Here is an 18275-nt window from a genome sequence, read left to right as displayed (position 1 = left end):
CTCCCTCCTTTTATGTACGCTCCTGCAAGTATTTCCGGTACAGGAGCCGCAGCCCGTCGGGGATGAGCTGCCCGTCCACCACGTCGATGAGGTCGGTGCCGGCGGCGATGACCGGCGCCAGACCTCCGGTGGCCACCACGATGGCCTCCGGCTCGTCGATCTCCTCCCGGGCCTGGGTGATGAGGCGCTCCATGGCCCCGATGTAGCCCAGCACCGCACCGGCCTGGATCTGTCCCACAGCGGTGCCGCTGAGGACCCGCTCCGGCAGCGCCAGATTCACCTGGGGCAGCAGGGCTGTCTTCTGGAAGAGTGCCTCAATGGAAATCCGGGCGCCGGCGGTGATACAGCCGCCCATATAGACCCCCTCCCGGCTGATGGCGTCCACCGTGGTGGCTGTGCCCATATCGGCCAGGATGAGAGGGGCGCCGTACTTGTGGATGGCAGCCACGCAGGCCACCGACCGGTCGGTGCCCAGATGTTCGTTGCTCACCACTCCATAAGGGAGACCCGGGTCCACATCCACATCCACCACGATGGGTGTCTTACCCAGATAGCGGATCAGAGCGTCAGTGAGCGCCGCCATCACCGGCGGCACCACCGAGCTGATAATCGCATCCGACAGATCCTCTGGCTTGATTCTCAGACGGGAGAGCTGGTTCCAGATGTCCATGCCCAGTTCGTCGGAGGTGCGCCCCGTCACCGTGGTCAGTCGGAAGCTCCCCTTCAGGGTCTCCCCGTCGAATACACTGAATACCATATTGGTGTTGCCCACATCGATGGTCAGCAGCATACCTGTCACATCCTTCCGCCGGTCATGTGCCGGCTCTGTTCTCTTCAATGCGGAAGAGGGCTTCCCCCTCGCCCAATTCCATCACGCCGTAGGTTCCCCGGCTGCCCTGGCAGGAGCCGGGATTCATCACGTGGAGCCCCATAAGGTCCCGGTCCAGGGCTACATGGGTGTGACCACACAGGAGAACGTCGGCCTCCGCCTCTCTGGCTGCCCACATGGCCCGGGAATACCCCAGCTTTACCTCATACCGGTGGCCGTGCATCATAAGGATGCGCTTCCCCTCCACCAACAGCACCCTCTGGTCGGGCACCTCGGTAAAGCCGTCACAGTTGCCGCAGACATTCTGCATGGCCTGAGTCACGGGCAGGCGCCACCGGAGCTCGTCAAAGTCCCGGCACAGATCCCCCAGGTGGAGGATCAGGTCGGGCCGCTCCCGGGCCACCGCCCGCTCCATGGCGTTCACATCCCCATGGGAGTCGGACAGGACCAATACCTTCTTCATTTCGGTCACCTCTGGGAAAAAGTCACATATAATACCATGAGTCCGGTCATATCTTAGATGGAGGGATCCCACATGGCAAACAAATCACAGCCCGGCAGCATCCTGCACACACCACAGGCGGAAAAGCTCCTCAATGACAAGGCGGCCCTGGAACGGCTCCTCCGCTCTCCGGACACCAAAGCCCTGATGGAGATGCTGCAGCGACAGGGCGGGCTTCAGGCGGCGGCCGATGCCGCCATGCATGGGGACCCCACACAGCTTCAGAACCTGGTGGGGCGGGTCATGGACGACCCAACCGGTGCCGGTGTGGTGGAGCGCATCAAACAAAACGCACCTAAGCCATAAGATCTTCCCGGCTGTCGGGTGAAGAGAGGGGGGCATGACCATGTCAGACGGCTTTTCGGAAAAACTCAATGCCATACTGGCCGACCCCGACGCCATGGGCAAGATCATGTCCCTGGCCCAGAGCCTGGATGGCGAAGCAGCTCCCACCGATCAGGACGCATCAGAGGAGCCGTCCTCTCCACCCGGAGGCCAAGAGAACGCTACACCCGACCTGAGCGGTCTGCTGAGTGCCTTTACCGGAGGCAGCGGTGGCGAGGGTCTAGACCCCAAACTGTTACAGCTGGCCGGCCGGCTGCTCTCCGAGTGGAACCGGCCCGACGACCGCAAAACCGCCCTGCTGGCCGCCCTGCGGCCCTATGTGAAGCCGGAGCGCTACGCCAAAGTGGACCGGGCCATCCAGATCGCCAAGTTTTCCCGGCTCATCCGGGTGGCTCTGGCCGCTCTGCGGGAGGGAAAAGAGGATGTATAACCGCTATATTCCCCGCTCCGGAGGCTATGAACGGGTCGCAGTAGAGGAAAGTCAGGACCGGCACAGCGGCAGTGAACACCATCAGGACCGGAGACCGCCGCCTGCCGGTTCTCCGGCAGGCGGCGGTCATGGCGCCTGGCTCACAGGGCTTCTCAAGAGCCTGGGGCTGGAGGAACTGGACCGGGGAGACATCCTCCTCCTACTGATCCTGCTCCTGCTGCTCACCGACGGCGACGACCTGGAACCCGTCATCACCCTGGGACTCCTGCTCCTCTTCAGTCTGGGTGGCCGGGAGAGCAGAGATAAATCATGAATTATGGCGTGGTCTGTTCGTACAGCACGGTGCCGTCTGGCAGGGTAAAGCGGTCCTTCTCCGCCGCCTGGAGCACTTCGGCATCGGTGGAGCGCATACGCATGATCACCACGTCGTCCTTGACCGTCTCCGAGGCGATCAGCAGGCCGTTGCCAGTGGAGACCCAATAGCGCTCCAGATAGCCCAGCTCGTCTACAGAGGTCTCCACATAGATGCAGGGCACCCCATCCCGGGTCACATAGTTGGCGTCCACAATGGACTCCTGGTCCAGCTCCAGCACATCCTCATAGGTGGGGATGTGCTGGGCCAGGTCCGCCCCGCTCTCCCCCACCGGCCAGGACTTGACCTCCGTGCTGCCGGCGTACCAGCGGTACAGGGTCCCCTCTCCACTCTCCGGGTTGGTATAGACAATGGTGTACTGGGTTCCCATTGGCTGGAAGCTCTGAGTCAGTTCGATGCTGGTCCAGGCACCGTCTACCAGCACGTTGGCGGTGAAGCTCCCCGCCTGGCTGGTCCCTGTAGTCATCTCCACCGTGACTGTGCGGGCATAGTTCTCCGGCCGGGTCAAGGTGGAGATGATATTCTGCACCGTCTCCGGCGTCGTGCGGACCGGCAGCACCTGACCGCCGCCCTCCAGGCCCTCGTCTTCGCCGGAGGCCGTGGTATCCGGCGTGGGCAGGACAATCTCCGCCCCCTTGCCGGCAAAAATATTGAGACCAAAGCTGGAGATCAATGCCACCGTCATCACCAGGACGATGAGCAGGAAGAGCACCAGCTTGTTTTTTCGTTCCATCCCGCTCCCTCCTGTCCTAGTTCTGGATCAGGCCCGGAACTCCTCCGGCGTCTCCTCCCGCATACCGAATTTCCACTCGATAGCGTCAGCGATGCGCCGGCAGGCCTGCCCGTCTCCGTAGGGGTTGACAGCGTGGGCCATCTGTGCGTACACCGCCTGGTCCTCCAGCAGGAGGCTGCCCAGGCGGTAGACCTCGGCCTCCTCCGTTCCCGCCAGACGAACCGTACCGGCGGTGATGGCCTCCGGCCGCTCGGTCTCCCGGCGGAGGACAAGCACCGGCTTGCCCATGGCGGGCGCCTCCTCCTGGAGGCCGCCGGAGTCCGTCATCACCAGATGGCACCGGGCCATCAGGTTGTGCATCTCCTCCACGTCCAGAGGATCAATGAGGTGAATGCGGTCGTGGCCGGAGAGGTACTTGGCCGCCGCCTCCCGCACCACCGGGGAAAGGTGGACAGGATAGACCAGCTCCACCTGGGGGTGGTCCTCCACAATACGCCGCAGGGCGGTCATAATGTGGGCCATGGGCTCTCCGTAGTTCTCCCGGCGGTGACAGGTCACCAGGACCACCTGACGCCCGGCATAGTCCAGCTCGTTGAGGAGCTGGGTAGAGAACTTGAAATCGGGCCGCACGGTGGTGGACATGGCGTCGATGACCGTGTTGCCCGTGATAAAGACTCCCTTGGTGATGCCCTCCCGGGCCAGATTTTCACGGTTTGCGGGGGTAGGGCAGAAATGGAGATCAGCGATGTCCCCCACCAGCGTGCGGTTCATCTCCTCCGGGAAGGGGGAATATTTGTCATAGGTCCGCAGTCCCGCCTCCACGTGGCCCACCATGACCTGCTGGTAGTAGGCGGCCAGGGCGGCGGAGAAGGTAGTAGAGGTGTCCCCATGGACCAGCACCAGGTCTGGCTTGGCCTGAGTCAGCACCCCTTCCACGCCGGTGAGGCACTTACAGGTAATGGTGGAGAGGGTCTGCCGGGGCTCCATAATATTGAGGTCGTAGTCCGGCGTCAGTCCGAAGATGTGGAGCACCGAGTCCAGCATCTCACGGTGCTGGGCGGTGACACAGCACAGGCTCTCCACCCCCTCCCGGCGAGAGAGCTCCTGGACCAGAGGCGCCATCTTGATGGCCTCCGGCCGGGTCCCGAATATGGTCATGACACGGATGGTCTTCACGGCTGATCCTCCTTATGGTCGGATTCCTCGTTTTTCTTCTTCTCATTGTTGCTCAAAAAGATCCGGGCGGACACAGCACCGGCGGCGCACAGGGCCAGCAGCAGCAACATGGCCTTGAGCTCGCCGCTGGTGGTGAGCACCACAGCGCACAGGCCCAGAATGGCGCTGATGATGTAGAGCACTGCCACCGCCTGCTTCTGGTTGAAGCCCATGTCGATGAGCCGGTGGTGGACGTGGCTCCGATCGGGGTGCATGGGGCTCTGGCCGTGGGCGATGCGCCGGATAAAGGCAAAGCAGGTGTCAAAGATCGGCAGGCCCAGCATCAGGAAGGGCACGGCAAAGGAGATAATGGTATAGAACTTGAAAAGGCCCTGGATGGACATGACGGCCAGTATAAAGCCCAGGAAGGTGGAGCCAGTGTCCCCCATAAAGATCTTGGCAGGGTTGAGGTTATAGGGCAGGAAGCCAATGCAGGCTCCGGCCAGGGCGGCCATGACGATGGCTACCGGGGCATCGGCCACCGCCAGGGAGATGACCAGCATGGTGAGGGCGCTGATGGTGGACACGCCGCAGGCCAGGCCGTCCAGGCCATCGATGAGGTTGACGGCGTTGGTGATGGCCACGATCCACAGCACAGTGGCGGGATAGGAGAGCCATCCCAGGTCCCACCAGGGATTGGGCGATAGGACGTTGGGGTTGGAGATGATCTCGATGACATTGCCGGACAGCACCGCCACCAGTGCGGCAATGATCTGGATGACCAGCTTGAACTTGGCCCCCAGGGCATAGATGTCGTCAAAGATGCCCAGCACCACGATGATAACGCCGCCCAGCAGCATGCCCCGGAACTGAGGGGTCATCTCCACATAGAGCAGGGCGCTGAGGATGAAGCCAAAGAAGATGGCCAGGCCGCCCATCCGGGGGATGGGGTGGTCATGCATCCGGCGGTTGTCCTTGGGCACGTCCACGGCGCCCACCTTGAAGGCCAGATTCTTTACCACCGGCGTGGTGATGAGGGAAACCACCATGGCGGTGACCAGAGCGGCGGCCACCCAGCCCATGGTCTGTAAATCACTGTTCATTGACTAAAATGCTCCTTTTCCGGACAAGACCGGGCCGTTACCGGGCCACGAAGCCCACCTTTTTGTAGACCTTGCGCAGGGTCTTGTTGGCCACATAGGAGGCCTTCTCGTCGCCGGCCTTGTAGATACTCTCCAGATAGGCCTTATCCTTGAGAATCCGCTGGGCCTCCTCCCGGATGGGACGCAGGCACTCGATCACCGCGTCACCCACGGCGGGTTTGAAGACGCCGTAGCCCTGGCCGTCAAACTCGGCCTCGATCTCCTCCATGGTCTTGCCGGTGACGGCGGCATAGATGCTCATGAGGTTGGACACGCCGGGCTTGTTCTCCGGGTCAAAGCGGACACAGCGCTCGGTGTCGGAGTCGGTAATGGCCCGCTTGAATTTGCGCTGGATGTCCTCCGGCTTCTCCATGAGGAAGACGCAGCCGTCCGGGATGGACTTGCTCATCTTGCTGGAGGGGTCGTTGAGGGACATGATCCGGGCGCCGGTCTTGGGGATGTAGGGCTCAGGGATCTTAAAGACGTCGCCGTAGATGTTGTTGAAGCGCTGGGCCACATTCCGGGTGAGCTCCACATGCTGCTTCTGATCGTTGCCTACGGGGACGTAGTCGGGCTGGTAGAGCAGGATGTCCGCCGCCATCAGGGCGGGATAGGTGAAAAGGCCGCCGTTGATGTTGTCGGCATGCTTGGCCGACTTGTCCTTGAACTGGGTCATACGGCTGAGCTCACCGAACATGGTGTAGCAGTTGAGGACCCAGCCCAGCTCGGCGTGGGCGGGGATGTGGGACTGGATGAAGAGGGTGTTCTTCTCCGGGTCCAGGCCGCAGGCGATGTAGGTTGCCAGCTGCTCCAGAGTCCGCCGGCGCAGGTCGGCGGGATTCTGGCGGACGGTGATGGTGTGCATGTCGGCCATAAAATAGTAGCAGTCGAACTCCTCGGCCCGGGCGCCCCAGTTCTTGATGGCACCCAGATAGTTGCCCAAGTGCAGGTCACCGCTGGGCTGAATGCCGGAGAGCATCACTTTTTTCTGCATTTCTTGTTCCATATCATTGCACCTCGAAACAGGATCCTATCGATCTTTCTTGCGGCATCGGCGGTCCGCCCGGGAATCGTACCCCAAAAGCGTCCCACAGTGCCTATACAGCGGATAATATCATACCACATTACCCTCAAAATGACAAGGCCGGGGGAAGCCTGCGCCTCCCTCGGCCCTGTCATTTTTTCTCGGTTTTCAGCACCCGTGCCGACGGGCGGCCTCCAGGGTATTCACCATCAGCATGGCCCGGGTCATGGGACCCACCCCTCCGGGCACCGGGGTGATGAGGGAGGCCTTCTCTGCCACGGCGGGATAGTCCACGTCACCGCAGAGCTTGCCGGCCTCGTTGCGGTTCATGGCCACGTCGATGACCACCGCGCCCTCCTTGACCATATCGGCGGTGATGATGTTCCGCCTCCCCACCGCCGCCACCAGAATGTCGGCCCGGCGGCAGACCTCGCCCAGGTCCTTCGTCCGGGAGTGGCAGACGGTGACGGTGCCGTGGGCGGCCAGCAGCAGCATGGCCATGGGCTTGCCCACGATGTTGGACCGGCCCACCACCACGCACTCCTTCCCCTTGGGGTCCACCCCGTACTCCTTGAGCATCTCCATGACGCCGGCGGGGGTGCAGGGGGCAAAGCAGGACTGGCCGGTGGACAGCCGGCCCACGTTGATGGGGTGGAAGCCGTCCACGTCCTTGTCCGGGTCGATGGCCAGCAGGACAGCCTCCTCGTCATAGCCCTCAGGCAGGGGGAGCTGGCAGAGGATGCCGTCGATGTCGGCCCGACTGTTAAGGCTTTCGATGATCTCCATAAGGGCGGCCTGGCCCGCATCCGCAGGAAGGGCGTACTCCTCGCTGTAAATGCCGCACTCGTCGCAGTCCTTCCGCTTGCTGTTGACGTAAGTACGGGAGGCCTGGTTGTCTCCCACGATGATGACCGCCAGCCCCGGCCGCCGGGACAGTCTCTCCACCTCCTTGGCCACTCTGGCCTTGCACTTGGCCGCCAGGGCCTTGCCGTCAATGACTGTCGCCGCCATGCTCATCCTCCTCCTTTTTGTTGCGTTCCGCCCGGCCGGCCTCCCTGGCCGCCCGGAGCCGGTTGACATAGAGCTCTTCCGGCTTGTGATGCCGGACAAAAAGATGATAGATCAAAAAGCCCGCCGCCACCAACGCCGAGGCGAAGCCCAGCAGCTGGGACACCCGGATTGGGGTGTTGAAGAAATAGAGGCTGTCGGTGCGCAGGCCCTCAATGAGTCCCCGCCCGAACCCATACCACAGGAAATAGCTCCACATGATCTGGCCGTCGAAGCGACGCTTCCCTTTGAGCACCACGAAGAGCAGCAGCAGGAAGCCCAGCAGATTCCACAGCGACTCATAGAGAAAGGTGGGATGGACCTCCATGTACTGCCAGGCCCCATCCACATAGGCGTCGATGCCCATGCGCCAGGGTAGGTCGGTGGGACCGCCGTAGGCCTCCACATTCATGAAGTTGCCCCAACGGCCCACGCACTGGCCGATGAGGAGTCCGAAGACCCCTACGTCGGCAAAGGCGAAAAAGTTGATCTTCTTCACGCGGCAGAAAACGATAAGGGTGAGGACCGCCGCGATGACGCCGCCGTAGATGGCCAGGCCGCCATCCCGGATGTCTACCATCTCCAGAAAGTCAAAGCTCCCGTCCTCGTTCCGATAGAGGTCCAGGTAGAAGATGACATAGTAGAGACGGGCTCCGATGATGGCCAGGGGCACGGCGAAGAACAGCAGGTCGATGACGTCGTCGGGCTTGATGCCGAACCGGGGTGCCATCTTATAACAGAAGACAACCGCCAGCAGGAAGCCACAGGCGATGATGACGCCGTACCAGTAGATGGGCAGGCCAAAGAGCTCGAAGGCCACCCGGTTGAGGTGGAATTCCAAGCCCAGGCCAGGGAAAAGGACAGTCCTGGTCATGCCTGCTCCTCCTTGGGGAGAACAATGGAAAGGCCAGTGCGCTCCGGGGTCATCCACCGCCGGATCACATTCTCCACATCGGCCTTGCCGATGTTCTCGAAGACCGCCGGGAACTGGAAGAACTCCTCACCGGCAAAGTGGCTCTGGGCCAAACCGATGCAGATGTTTTCAAAGGAGTTGAGGGCCCGGACCTTAGCACCGTAGACCCCCTTCTTGATGCGTCCGAAGAGGGTGGGATCCAGCCCCTCCCGACGGATGCGGGCCACCTCGTCGGCGATGGCCTGACGCACTGCCCTGGGGTCCCGGCTCTCACCGCCCACGGTGAGCATGGCACACTGTGGATAGGCCTCGTAGCCGTAACTGAAGCTCTGGTTCACCAGGCCCTGGCTGTATAGCCGGGCGTAGAGAGGCGTAGAGGTTCCAAAGACTGCCTCGCAGGCCAGTTCGCCCAGGAACTGCTGACGCATGTGCTCCTCCCCCTTGGGGGCGGGGTCGGCCTTCCAACCCAGCTGGAAGATGGGGGTGGACACCGCCATAGACTGGACGGTCTCCGTCCGGAAGGCCCCCTCGGGCTCTGGCTCACCGTAGTCCCGGGGGATGTCGGTGATGCCCTCCTTGGGCAGGACCTCCAGTGCGATCTCCCGCACCCGCTGGGGGTCCACATTGCCACAGACGCACAGGGTCATATTCCCCGGGTTGTAAAAAGCGGCGTGGCAGTCGTACAGGGTATCGGCGGTGATCTGGGCGATGGACTCCACCGTGCCGGCGATGCTCACCCGGACGGGGTTGTGGGCGTAGAGGGCCTCCAGCATGCCGTAAAAGACCTGGTTCTGGGGGTCGTCCTCCACCATGCGGATCTCCTGGCCGATGATGCCCTGCTCCTTGGCCACGCTCTCGGGGGTGAAGTACGGCACAGAGACGAAGGAGAGGAGGATCTTCAGGTTCTCCTCAAACTTCTCCGTGCTCTCGAAGTAGTAGCCCGTGATGTCGGTGGAGGTGAAGGCATTGGGGCTGGCCCCGTTGGCGGCCAGGTCCTGGAGGGCGTTGCCGTCCTTGGTGTCGAACATCTTGTGCTCCAGGAAGTGGGCCACTCCGGCGGGGGTGTCGTGCCAGGCGCCGTTCAGCTGAAAGCGCATATCCATGCCGCCGTAGTTGGTGGCGAAAAAGGCAAAGCTCTTGGAGAACTCCGGCTTCACGTCCACGTAGATGTGAAGGCCGTTGTCCAGCTTGGTGTGCCAGAGCTTTTCTCCGATGTGGGTATATTCCTTGGTCTCCATGGTATCAGTCCTCCTTGCCCTTGAGGAAATAGATGGTGTCCAGCTCCATTTTTCCGGCCACCGCTGTCACCTGCTCCCGGGTGACGGCCTCCACCCGGTCCACCAGGTCCTGAGGCGGCTCCTCCAGGCCGGCCACCGCCTGGCCCAGCCAGTAGTCCTCCAGCCGGCCCTGGGCGTCCATGGTAGCCCGCAGGGCGCTGACCACCGCCCGCCGGGCGCCTTCCAGCTCCCAGTCCTCAAAGGCACCGGTGCGGCAGTTGTCCAGCTGGGCCAGAATCTCGGCCTTGGCCTTCTCGTAGTTTCCAAATTCAATGCCCGAGGAGACCACCATGACCCCCTTGAACTTCTCCAGCATGGAGCTGGCAAAGTAGCACAGGGAGAGCTTCTCCCGGACGTTGAGGAAGAGCTTTGAAGTGGGGGTGCCGCCGTAGAGGGCGTTGAACACCAGCAGGGCCGGGTAGTCCTCCTCCCACACGCAGGCGCCGCCGGTGCGGAAGCCCAGGGCCAGCTTGCCCTGGGTCACGTCCAGGGACTCGGTGACCAGCCGGGGCTGGTCCTGGGTGGCATTGTCCTGAACGCTGTGGTCGGGCTCCTCCAGCTCCCCCGCCCGGGGCAGACCGTCCAGGGCGGCGGTGAGGGCGGCGGCCACCCGGTCGGCGTCGGCGCTGCCGCAGTAGTAGAGCTCCACCGGAGCGTGGGCCAGAAGGGCCTGGTAACGCTCCCACAGTCCCTCCGCCGTGATGGCGGCGGCGCTCTTCTCATCGCCCAGCCGGTCCACGCCGTAGGGCTCCCCGGCGCACATCTCCTGGGTGAGGCGCAGGAGGGAATAGGAGCGCTTCTCGTTGACCTGGGCCTGAATGCGGTCCACCAGGTTACTCCGCTCCCCCTCCACATACTCCTTTTTGAAGCCGCCGTCCTCAGTGGCGGGGCGCAGCAGCACCTCCCCCATCAGACGAGCGGCCTGCTCCAGGATGTGGGTGTCGTCCAGGGCGTAGGCGTCGTCCAGGAAGCTGCCCACGAAGCCGATGCCCTGGGCCTCTCCCTTCTTGCGGACGGCGGGCTCGATGGAGCCGCCGTAGAGCTCATCCAGAGCGGCGGAGAGGGACTCCATGTCGGGGTGCTCCTGGGTGCCCCGGCGGAGGACATAGGGCAGGAGGGCGTTGGCCGACGCCGTCTTAGCATCCAGCGGCGCCAGGAGGGTGACGGAGAGCAGATTGCTCTTGAATTTATTGGTCTGCACCGCCGTCAAACGGACGCCGGGCAGCAACTCCCTGTGGGTCACTTGGGTCATATCTGACCTTCCTTTCCTTGGTAGGGTTTCTTCACGCAGGTCCCATTATACTATATTTTTCCCGCTTTGACACCCTTAAAACAAAAATCTCCCCCACCCATCCCCTCCTCCTTTTATTGCGACCCTCTTGACAGCCCGTCGCGCCACTGCCCTTTCCCGCATAGGATAGGACCGTAAGGAAGTGATCCCAATGTCTATACGCTCCCGTTTGACCACACTGCGGACCGGACTGGCCAGGATCCATCCCGTGGACAAGAGCCTGCTGCTGTTCATGGCTCTCCTGCTTCTCCAGTCCGCCTACACTATCTTCTTCCCCTCTGAAGCCGACCCGGCGGTCAGCGACATCGACGTCATCATACGCACCTCCTCCGCCGCCATTTTCGGCTATTTTCTCAGCGCCAACTTCGTCAATCGCTCCTCTGTTCAGACAGAGACGGTATCGGCTCCTTCTCCGCTGACAATCACTGCCCAAGCGGAGGCAGAGACCGGCGTCCCTAAGAACCAGATCGGTTTTACAGCCGGAGATGCCACCATGGAGAGCGGCGGCACCCAATCTGTCCCATCCCCTTCTCTTCCGGCCTGGCTGCCGGATACCAGCTGTCTCCAGGTGGCCACCGCCACAGTCATCGGTCTTTTCTGCCTGCTGGTCCTGCTGATCCTCCGAAACATGGGGGCAGCCGGCGGCCAGCTTCTAGCCTCCGACTCCGTCAGTGCCACGGTGGTCCAGTTCCGTGACTTCGTCTCCGGCTGCGTGGGTTTTCTCATCGGCTTTCCCACCCATGCCAACAACCGGACTTCCATTTGAAAAGAATGCGGCGCGCCCGGGCTCTCCCCGGACGCGCCGCGTCCCTGTTCTCTATGATCCGCTCATGCTCAGGAGCGGTAAAAGGCCACGGCCTCGTCGTAGGCGGGCACAGCGTCAGCAGCCCCCACCCGGGTCACGGCAAGAGCGCTGGCCGCCGCCGCCAGGCCCAGGGACTCCTCCAGGCTCCGCCCATCCAGGACACCCCGGAGGAAGTAGCCGGTGAAGGTGTCCCCAGCGGCGGTGGTGTCCACCGCTTTCACCGTCCGGGCAGGCATCCGGACCCGCTCCTGCCCCAGTACGGCCAGGGAGCCCTGGACCCCCAGGGTCAGGACCAGCATGGTCTTGGGGTAGCGGGCTGTCAGCACCCGGGCGATCTCCTCCGGGTCCTCGGTGCCAGCCAGAAAGGCCCCCTCCACCTCGTTGACCAGCAGCCAGCTGAGCTTCTCCAGGGGAAGGCCGTTCAGCTTCTCATTGGCCGGAGCGGCGTTGAGGGCGATACGCATGCCCAGTGCCGCCGCCCGGTCCATGATGTAACCCACGCAGCTGGTCTCATTCTGAAGCAGCGCCACATCTCCGGGGGCAAAGTGCTCCAGCACCTGGTCCACAAAGGACTCGGTGATACGGCTGTTGGCCCCGTCGTAGAGGAGGATACTGTTCTGGCCCGACCGGTCCACCTGGATGATGGCGTGGCCGGTGCTCCCCTCCACCTGGCGGACAAAGGTGGTATCCACTCCGGCGGAGGTGAGCTTGTCCCGCAGAAATTCTCCCTCAGGGCCGATGCAGCCGGCGTGCCACACCTCCACCCCGGCCCGGGCAAGGGCCACTGACTGGTTGAGGCCCTTTCCGCCGCAGTTTACCTGAAGGGATAAGGAACTCATCGTCTCCCCAGGCTGGACGAAGTGGTCCACCTGGTAGACGTAGTCGATGTTCAGCGAGCCGAAGTTCAGTACGCGCATCTCTGACCTCTCCTTTCCACCTTTAATCCATAAAGGTAGTGAGCAGTTCTTCCACGGCTTTCCGGCCGTCCACGTCCACGCAGATGTTCAGATACTGGGCATCCATGGGATACTCCCGCAGGTCGGTAACCACCATGCCACGGCAGAAGGTGCCGCCGCACTCCACCCGGGCGGGCATCCGCCGCACGGTGACCAGGGCGGGGTCCACCACGGTCAGCATGGCCATGGGGTCGTGGACCGGGCAGTGGTCCAGGCAGTTGTTCTGCTGCCGGTTAAACCGGAAGTAGAGCGGCATGGCCTGTTTGAGGTAGTCCACAATGGGACGGTTCTCCGGCGCGGCGTACTTGTCCAGCTTCTCGATGTGCTCCGCCGTCAGACGGACCTTCTGGGTCACGTCCAGGCCCACCATGGTGATGTCAAAGCCGGCCTGGAGCACCTGGTCGGCGGCCTCCGGGTCGCCGGCGATGTTGGCCTCCGCCACCGGCGTCACGTTGCCGGGAGCATGGTAGGTGCCGCCCATGAAGACCACGTTTTTCACCAGCCGGGGCAGCGCCGGCTCCTTCTGGAGGGCCAGCGCCAGGTTGGTCATCCGACCCAGGGTCACCAGGGTCAGCTTCCCCTCGTACTCCTTTGCCATGCGGATGATGAAATCACAGGCCGCCTCCTCCAGGGGCTGCTGGGAAGAGGCGGGGATCTGGGCGTCGCCGATGCCGTTGTGGCCGTGGATGTGAGGGACAGGCCCCTCCCACTCCCCCACCAGCGGACCGGTGGCGCCCACCGCCACGGGGACCTCATAGTCCACGCCGGAGAGCTGGATGAGCCGCAGGCTGTTGTCCGCCGCCTGGCGGGCGTTGGTGTTGCCGAAGCCGGTGGTGATGCCCACCACCCGCACATCCTTCCGCTTGAGCGCAAACAGGATGGCAATGGAATCATCGATCCCGGTGTCGGCGTCGATCAAAATATACTTCATGCTTCAATACGCTCCTTGTTTTCTGCTGGAAACGGCTCAGTGACGGCTCTGGTCGATGCGGTAGATGGTCTCCAGGACCACCTTGATCTCGTCCTCCCAGCCCTGGGCCAGGCCAGTATTCTCCTTCTCGTAGATCACGTCGGCGCGGACCAGATTGCCAGACACCGCCGAAATCATGGCTCCCTTCACCCCTCTGCGGTGGCAGACGGTGTAGAGGGCGGAACTCTCCATCTCCACATTCAGGCAGCCCAGGTCATGGAGCTTCTGGATCCACTCCGGCGTCTCGCCGTAAAAGGCGTCGTCGCTGGCGTTGATGCCGTAGTAGACGCCGCAGCCCAGGCTGGGCTGCATCTCCCGGGCGGTATCGATGAGGACCCGGGTGAAGTCGAAGTCGGGCACCGCCGGGAAGCAGTCGGGCACATAGAACCGGGAGGTGCCCTCGTTCTTCATGGAGCCGGTGGAGATCACCAGGTCGCCGATCTTCAGCTCGGGCTGGACGGCGGCGGTGCTGCCGATGCGCACCAGATACTTGGCGCCGATGTTGATGAGCTCCTCGGCGGCGATGGCGGTGGAGGGGCAGCCCATGCCGGTGGAGGTCACGGAGACCTTCACCCCCTTGTAGTAGCCGGTAAAGGTGCGGTGCTCCCGGTTGTGGGCCACCAGGCGGGCGTCCTCCAAATAGGCCGCCACCCGGTCGCTGCGGGCGGGATCGCCGGGCAAGAGCACATACTCCCCGATATCGCCGGGCTCCAGGTGGATGTGATACTGCCGTTTGCCCAGAGTCATCTCGTCCTTGTTGAGCATATCCATGTCTTTTTCCTCATTTCCTAATGTCATGCCGCCAAACGGCGCTTGGCCTTTCTGGCGCGCTGGATGGAGTAGGCGGTGAGGCCGCCAATGGTGGCCAGGTAGGGGAGCATGTCGATGAACTGAGAGGGCAGGGCCAGCAGCTGCAGGGTGTTGGACATGCCGTCAAAGAAGGCGAAGAGCATGGAGGACAGGAACACACCGATGGGGGTGGACTGTCCCATGGCGGCGGCGGCCAGGGCGATGAAGCCGCGGCCGGCCACCATCTCCCGGGTGAACATGCCCAGATAGCCCATGGACATGTACATGCCGCCCAGGCCGGTGAGGGCGCCGCAGAGGATGATGGCGATGTAGCGGGCCCGCCGGACGTTGACGCCCACGGAGGAGGCGGCGTTGGGGTTCTCCCCCACGGAGCGGATCCGCAGGCCCAGGGGCATCTTATAGAGGAGGAACCACACTGCCACCACGGCCAGCAGGGCCACATAGGTCATGAGGTTGTGTCCGGAGAGGATCTTGCCGATGACGGGGATATCCTCCACCAGAGGGATGTTTACAGTGGGAAAGGAAAAGCTCTTCAGGGAGGCGCTGGTGCCCTTCTCACCGGTGATGGTGAAGAGGAGCAGCACCGTAAAGCCGGAGGCAAAGGTGTTGATGGCGGTACCGCAGATGGTGGCGTCGGCCTTCAGGTTCAGATGGAAATAGGCAAACACCAGGCTTACCAGCAAGGCAGTGCCCAACCCCGCCGCCAGTCCGGCCAGCAGGCCGCCGCCGAAGGCGCTTCCCAGCACACCGGCCAGGGCGGAGAGGAGCATGATGCCCTCCAGGCCCAGATTGACCACGCCGGCCCGGTTGCAGATGGCGCCGCCCAGGGCGGGCAGCAGGATGGGGGTCACCACACGGATCCACATGTAGACGAATTCCGTGCTGAAAATGTTTTGTAAAATGATAGACATACCAGCACCCCCTTACGCCTGTACCTGCTCAGCGGCAGCGGCAGCCTGCTCCTGCTCGGCGGCCTTGTCAATGAGCTTCTGGCGCCAACGCTGCAGCAGCGCGCCGGAGGCGATGAGCAGCATGATGACGCCCTGAATGATCTGAGCCATCTCACTGCTCACGTCGCTGTTCATGGCCATGATATTGGCGCCGGTGTTGATGTAGGCGATGAAGGCGGCGGCCAGGGGCACCATCAGGGGGTTGTCCTTGGCCAGCAGGGCCACCACGATACCGGTCCAGCCGTAGCCGGGGGTCTCGGTCCACTTGAAGCGGGTATACATGCCCAGCAGCTCGATGCTGCCGCCCATGCCGGCGATGGCGCCGGCGATGACCTGGGCGCCCACCATGACGCCGGTCTCCTTCAGGCCCACATAATGGGCGAAGGAGGGATTGCAGCCGGTGATGCGCAGCTGATAGCCGAACCGGGAGCGGTAGATCAAAAACCAGCAGAACACGCACATCAGGATGGCGATGATCACGCCCAGGTGCACGTTGGTGCCGGGCAGAATGCCAGGCAGCAGACTGGTCTCGGCCAGCTTCAGGGAGGCCAGAGAGGAGGACTGCATCTCACGGAAGTGGTAGGTCACCAGATAGATGGCAAAATACTGGACCACATAGTTGAGCATGATGGAGGTCACCACTTCGCTGACGCTCCACAGCTTCTTCAGGAAGGCAGGGATGGAGGCCACCAGAGCGCCGCCAGCGGCGGCACAGATGAGGCACGCCACAGCGTGGATCCCGGTGGGCATGGGCACGGCGATGGAGACCGCCATAGCGATGGCGGCACCCATGAAGAAGGCGCCCTCGGAGATCATGGAGAACTGACCTGCCCGGAAGATAATCATGACGGCCAGGGCCGTAAAGACCAGAGGGCAGGCACCCTCAATGATATTGCCCACCCGGCGCAGGGAGAGGAAAGGCCCGATGAAAAAGTTATAGAGGGCGTTAGACGGTTCCGCACTGACGGCAAAGACGATCCCCGTCACCAGCACCAGTGCCACTATGATCACCAGCAGCATCTTGACGCTGTCCACCAGGAGGTTGGCTTTTTTCAGTGTCATTTTGTCACCTCCGCAATCTCCTGCTCACTCTGCCGGTCCAGACCCAGCATGTACTGACCCACGTCGTCCTCAGTAATGGCGGTGGTGTCCGGGAAGTAGGCCGCGATCTTGCCGCCGCACAACACGATGAGCCGGTCGGCCAGACCCAGCAGCTCATTGAGGTCGGAGGATACCAGGAAGACGCACTTGCCCTCGTCCCGGAGCCGCAGCAGCTCCTTCCGGATAAACTCCGTGGCACCTACGTCCACCCCTCGGGTGGGCTGGTCGGCAATGATGACCTCGGGATCACTGGAGAGCTCCCGGGCCAGCACCACCTTCTGGATGTTGCCGCCAGACAGGCTGGAAATGGCCACGTCCGGGTCCTTACAGAAGATATGGTAGCGCTCCACCATCTTCCGGCCGTACTCCCTGATGTTCTTTCGCCGCAGCAGGGTGCCCTTGCCGCAGAACGCCGGGTCGTAGGACTTGTCCGCCATGGCGTTCTCTGTAATGGAGAGAGCCCCGGCGATGCCGGTAGTCATACGGTCCTCGGGGATGTGGCTCACCTTCTGAGCCCGGAGCTGTCGGATGCTCATGCCGCTGATGTCCTTGCCCAGAATGCGGATGCTGCCGCCGTGGAAATCCATGTTGCGGCTGAGGGCCTCCACCAGCTCGGTCTGGCCGTTGCCCTCCACACCGGCCACGCCAAAGACCTCGCCCCGCTTGGCGCGGAAGGAGATACCGTCCAGCTTCTTCTGGCCGATGATGTTGCGCACCGTGAGACCCTCCACTTCAATGGCGGCCTCGCCCTGGTGGGCGGGCTTCTTCTCCAGGTGGAGCGCCACATCGCGGCCCACCATCAGATGGGAGATCTCCTCCTCATCCACGTCCTTCACGTCGTAGACCCCCATAGTCTGGCCTCGGCGGATGATGGTGATGCGGTCGCACAGCTCCCGTACCTCGTTGAGCTTGTGGGAGATGAAAATAATGGTATAGCCGCTGTCCCGGAGGATCTTCAGCTCGTGGAAGAGCTCACGGGTCTCCTGGGGGGTGAGCACGGCGGTGGGCTCGTCCAGAATCATGATCTTGGCACCGTGGAGCAGCGCCTTGAGGATCTCCACCTTCTGCTTCTGACCCACCGTCAGGTCCTGGACCTTGGCATGGGGCGGCACGATGAGGTTATACTTTTCCGAGATCTCGGCCACCTGCCGCTCCGCCAGCTTCTGGTCGATGATGAGCCCCTTCCTGGGCTCCATGCCCAGGATCATGTTCTCGATCACCGTCAGGGACGGGACCAGCATGAAGTGCTGGTGCACCATACCGATGCCCATACGGATGGCGGCGGTGGGCGAGGCAATCACCGTCTTTTCTCCGTTGATATAAATGTCTCCCCGGGTGGGCTGCTCCTCACCGAACAGCATCTTCATCAGCGTGGTCTTACCCGCGCCGTTTTCCCCGGAAAGGGCGTGGATCTCACCGTGGTTGACTGCGAACGTGATGTCGCTGTTGGCCACGACACCATTGGAATACACCTTGCGGATGTGTTCCATACGCAGGATCTCCGTCCCAGGCACAGCCATTCCTCCTTGCATTGCTTTTTCAGACTTACAGTGCTGTAAAACAGGAGCAGCGGGGGCGGGTTACCCGCGCCCCCGCCGGGCCCGCCGCTGAGTGGGGGTGCT

General features: G+C 62.7%; 20 protein-coding genes. 4 read left to right on the top strand and 16 right to left on the bottom strand.

All coding sequences use genetic code 11. The features are described from left to right. Nucleotides 1-10 precede the first annotated feature (10 nt). On the bottom strand, nucleotides 11-790 hold the full coding sequence (locus tag ACTNBK_RS08295) for a type III pantothenate kinase (protein WP_441145266.1): 780 nt from the start codon (nucleotides 788-790) through the stop codon (nucleotides 11-13). Nucleotides 791-812: 22 nt separating this feature from the next. Beyond that, nucleotides 813-1292 (bottom strand): metallophosphoesterase, encoded by a 480-nt coding sequence (locus ACTNBK_RS08290; RefSeq protein WP_441145264.1) that lies wholly within the window; start codon nucleotides 1290-1292, stop codon nucleotides 813-815. A 72-nt stretch (nucleotides 1293-1364) separates the two neighbouring features. Between ACTNBK_RS08290 and ACTNBK_RS08285 the strand changes: the two genes are divergently transcribed. The 3 genes from ACTNBK_RS08285 to ACTNBK_RS08275 are packed head-to-tail and all read left to right on the top strand — an operon-like array spanning nucleotide 1365 to nucleotide 2419. Further along, a complete protein-coding gene (locus ACTNBK_RS08285; protein ID WP_441145262.1) occupies nucleotides 1365-1637 on the top strand; it encodes a hypothetical protein in 273 nt (90 codons plus the stop codon). A 40-nt stretch (nucleotides 1638-1677) separates the two neighbouring features. Next, entirely contained in the window at nucleotides 1678-2106 is a 429-nt protein-coding gene (locus ACTNBK_RS08280; protein ID WP_441145261.1) for a hypothetical protein, read from the top strand. After that, nucleotides 2099-2419: a hypothetical protein gene (locus ACTNBK_RS08275; protein WP_441145259.1), complete on the top strand. Its 321-nt coding sequence runs from the start codon at nucleotides 2099-2101 to the stop codon at nucleotides 2417-2419. The genes ACTNBK_RS08280 and ACTNBK_RS08275 overlap by 8 nt, the downstream gene beginning before the upstream one ends. Before the next feature lies 1 nt (nucleotide 2420). Here the strand turns inward: ACTNBK_RS08275 and ACTNBK_RS08270 are convergent, their stop codons facing one another. From ACTNBK_RS08270 to yfmF, 8 genes are all read right to left on the bottom strand, one after another. Then, nucleotides 2421-3212 carry a hypothetical protein gene (locus ACTNBK_RS08270; protein WP_441145257.1) on the bottom strand — a complete coding sequence of 264 codons (792 nt, stop codon included), beginning with the start codon at nucleotides 3210-3212 and terminating at the stop codon, nucleotides 2421-2423. A 27-nt stretch (nucleotides 3213-3239) separates the two neighbouring features. Further along, entirely contained in the window at nucleotides 3240-4388 is a 1149-nt protein-coding gene (gene wecB, locus ACTNBK_RS08265) for a non-hydrolyzing UDP-N-acetylglucosamine 2-epimerase (protein ID WP_441145255.1), read from the bottom strand. Beyond that, nucleotides 4385-5470 (bottom strand): MraY family glycosyltransferase, encoded by a 1086-nt coding sequence (locus ACTNBK_RS08260; protein WP_441145253.1) that lies wholly within the window; start codon nucleotides 5468-5470, stop codon nucleotides 4385-4387. Before ACTNBK_RS08260 ends, wecB begins: the two co-directional genes overlap by 4 nt. 37 nt (nucleotides 5471-5507) lie before the next feature. Further along, on the bottom strand, nucleotides 5508-6515 hold the full coding sequence (trpS, locus tag ACTNBK_RS08255; protein ID WP_441145251.1) for a tryptophan--tRNA ligase: 1008 nt from the start codon (nucleotides 6513-6515) through the stop codon (nucleotides 5508-5510). 186 nt (nucleotides 6516-6701) lie between these two features. Continuing rightward, nucleotides 6702-7544, bottom strand: a complete 843-nt coding sequence (gene folD, locus ACTNBK_RS08250; RefSeq protein ID WP_441145249.1) for a bifunctional methylenetetrahydrofolate dehydrogenase/methenyltetrahydrofolate cyclohydrolase FolD — start codon at nucleotides 7542-7544, stop codon at nucleotides 6702-6704. Further along, entirely contained in the window at nucleotides 7525-8454 is a 930-nt protein-coding gene (gene lgt / locus ACTNBK_RS08245; RefSeq protein ID WP_441145247.1) for a prolipoprotein diacylglyceryl transferase, read from the bottom strand. Before lgt ends, folD begins: the two co-directional genes overlap by 20 nt. After that, on the bottom strand, nucleotides 8451-9731 hold the full coding sequence (gene yfmH, locus ACTNBK_RS08240; RefSeq protein WP_441145245.1) for an EF-P 5-aminopentanol modification-associated protein YfmH: 1281 nt from the start codon (nucleotides 9729-9731) through the stop codon (nucleotides 8451-8453). Before yfmH ends, lgt begins: the two co-directional genes overlap by 4 nt. A gap of 4 nt (nucleotides 9732-9735) precedes the next feature. Continuing rightward, nucleotides 9736-11022: an EF-P 5-aminopentanol modification-associated protein YfmF gene (gene yfmF, locus ACTNBK_RS08235; RefSeq protein WP_441145243.1), complete on the bottom strand. Its 1287-nt coding sequence runs from the start codon at nucleotides 11020-11022 to the stop codon at nucleotides 9736-9738. A 190-nt stretch (nucleotides 11023-11212) separates the two neighbouring features. On the opposite strand from yfmF, the gene ACTNBK_RS08230 reads away from it, so the two are divergent. After that, complete coding sequence (locus ACTNBK_RS08230; RefSeq protein WP_441145241.1) at nucleotides 11213-11827, top strand: hypothetical protein; 615 nt, start codon at nucleotides 11213-11215, stop codon at nucleotides 11825-11827. A 68-nt stretch (nucleotides 11828-11895) separates the two neighbouring features. On the opposite strand, the gene ACTNBK_RS08225 is transcribed toward ACTNBK_RS08230, so the two are convergent. The 6 genes from ACTNBK_RS08225 to ACTNBK_RS08200 are packed head-to-tail and all read right to left on the bottom strand — an operon-like array spanning nucleotide 11896 to nucleotide 18167. Beyond that, entirely contained in the window at nucleotides 11896-12783 is an 888-nt protein-coding gene (locus ACTNBK_RS08225; protein WP_441145239.1) for a ribokinase, read from the bottom strand. Between the two features lie 22 nt (nucleotides 12784-12805). Further along, on the bottom strand, nucleotides 12806-13753 hold the full coding sequence (locus ACTNBK_RS08220; RefSeq protein ID WP_441145238.1) for a nucleoside hydrolase: 948 nt from the start codon (nucleotides 13751-13753) through the stop codon (nucleotides 12806-12808). A gap of 36 nt (nucleotides 13754-13789) precedes the next feature. Next, a complete protein-coding gene (locus tag ACTNBK_RS08215) occupies nucleotides 13790-14563 on the bottom strand; it encodes a nucleoside phosphorylase (protein ID WP_441145236.1) in 774 nt (257 codons plus the stop codon). A gap of 23 nt (nucleotides 14564-14586) precedes the next feature. Further along, nucleotides 14587-15513 carry an ABC transporter permease gene (locus ACTNBK_RS08210; protein WP_441145234.1) on the bottom strand — a complete coding sequence of 309 codons (927 nt, stop codon included), beginning with the start codon at nucleotides 15511-15513 and terminating at the stop codon, nucleotides 14587-14589. Nucleotides 15514-15525: 12 nt separating this feature from the next. Continuing rightward, nucleotides 15526-16614 (bottom strand): ABC transporter permease, encoded by a 1089-nt coding sequence (locus ACTNBK_RS08205; RefSeq protein ID WP_441145232.1) that lies wholly within the window; start codon nucleotides 16612-16614, stop codon nucleotides 15526-15528. After that, entirely contained in the window at nucleotides 16611-18167 is a 1557-nt protein-coding gene (locus tag ACTNBK_RS08200; RefSeq protein WP_441145230.1) for an ABC transporter ATP-binding protein, read from the bottom strand. Before ACTNBK_RS08200 ends, ACTNBK_RS08205 begins: the two co-directional genes overlap by 4 nt. Nucleotides 18168-18275: the final 108 nt, after the last annotated feature.

Origin of the sequence: Intestinimonas sp. HCP28S3_D6 (assembly GCF_052065695.1) — a bacterium.
Classification (GTDB): domain Bacteria; phylum Bacillota; class Clostridia; order Oscillospirales; family Oscillospiraceae; genus Intestinimonas.
Note: the sequence above shows the minus strand (reverse complement) of the source record. Positions and strands in the feature narration are given on the sequence as shown.

What these genes read in the sequence shown, in the direction of transcription:
- ACTNBK_RS08295 (WP_441145266.1), bottom strand. Translation starts at nt 790, where the DNA reads ATGCTGCTGACCATCGATGTGGGCAACACCAATATGGTATTCAGTGTA.
- ACTNBK_RS08290 (WP_441145264.1), bottom strand. Translation starts at nt 1,292, where the DNA reads ATGAAGAAGGTATTGGTCCTGTCCGACTCCCATGGGGATGTGAACGCC.
- ACTNBK_RS08285 (WP_441145262.1), top strand. Translation starts at nt 1,365, where the DNA reads ATGGCAAACAAATCACAGCCCGGCAGCATCCTGCACACACCACAGGCG.
- ACTNBK_RS08280 (WP_441145261.1), top strand. Translation starts at nt 1,678, where the DNA reads ATGTCAGACGGCTTTTCGGAAAAACTCAATGCCATACTGGCCGACCCC.
- ACTNBK_RS08275 (WP_441145259.1), top strand. Translation starts at nt 2,099, where the DNA reads ATGTATAACCGCTATATTCCCCGCTCCGGAGGCTATGAACGGGTCGCA.
- ACTNBK_RS08270 (WP_441145257.1), bottom strand. Translation starts at nt 3,212, where the DNA reads ATGGAACGAAAAAACAAGCTGGTGCTCTTCCTGCTCATCGTCCTGGTG.
- ACTNBK_RS08260 (WP_441145253.1), bottom strand. Translation starts at nt 5,470, where the DNA reads ATGAACAGTGATTTACAGACCATGGGCTGGGTGGCCGCCGCTCTGGTC.
- trpS (WP_441145251.1), bottom strand. Translation starts at nt 6,515, where the DNA reads ATGGAACAAGAAATGCAGAAAAAAGTGATGCTCTCCGGCATTCAGCCC.
- folD (WP_441145249.1), bottom strand. Translation starts at nt 7,544, where the DNA reads ATGGCGGCGACAGTCATTGACGGCAAGGCCCTGGCGGCCAAGTGCAAG.
- lgt (WP_441145247.1), bottom strand. Translation starts at nt 8,454, where the DNA reads ATGACCAGGACTGTCCTTTTCCCTGGCCTGGGCTTGGAATTCCACCTC.
- yfmH (WP_441145245.1), bottom strand. Translation starts at nt 9,731, where the DNA reads ATGGAGACCAAGGAATATACCCACATCGGAGAAAAGCTCTGGCACACC.
- yfmF (WP_441145243.1), bottom strand. Translation starts at nt 11,022, where the DNA reads ATGACCCAAGTGACCCACAGGGAGTTGCTGCCCGGCGTCCGTTTGACG.
- ACTNBK_RS08230 (WP_441145241.1), top strand. Translation starts at nt 11,213, where the DNA reads ATGTCTATACGCTCCCGTTTGACCACACTGCGGACCGGACTGGCCAGG.
- ACTNBK_RS08225 (WP_441145239.1), bottom strand. Translation starts at nt 12,783, where the DNA reads ATGCGCGTACTGAACTTCGGCTCGCTGAACATCGACTACGTCTACCAG.
- ACTNBK_RS08220 (WP_441145238.1), bottom strand. Translation starts at nt 13,753, where the DNA reads ATGAAGTATATTTTGATCGACGCCGACACCGGGATCGATGATTCCATT.
- ACTNBK_RS08215 (WP_441145236.1), bottom strand. Translation starts at nt 14,563, where the DNA reads ATGGATATGCTCAACAAGGACGAGATGACTCTGGGCAAACGGCAGTAT.
- ACTNBK_RS08210 (WP_441145234.1), bottom strand. Translation starts at nt 15,513, where the DNA reads ATGTCTATCATTTTACAAAACATTTTCAGCACGGAATTCGTCTACATG.
- ACTNBK_RS08205 (WP_441145232.1), bottom strand. Translation starts at nt 16,614, where the DNA reads ATGACACTGAAAAAAGCCAACCTCCTGGTGGACAGCGTCAAGATGCTG.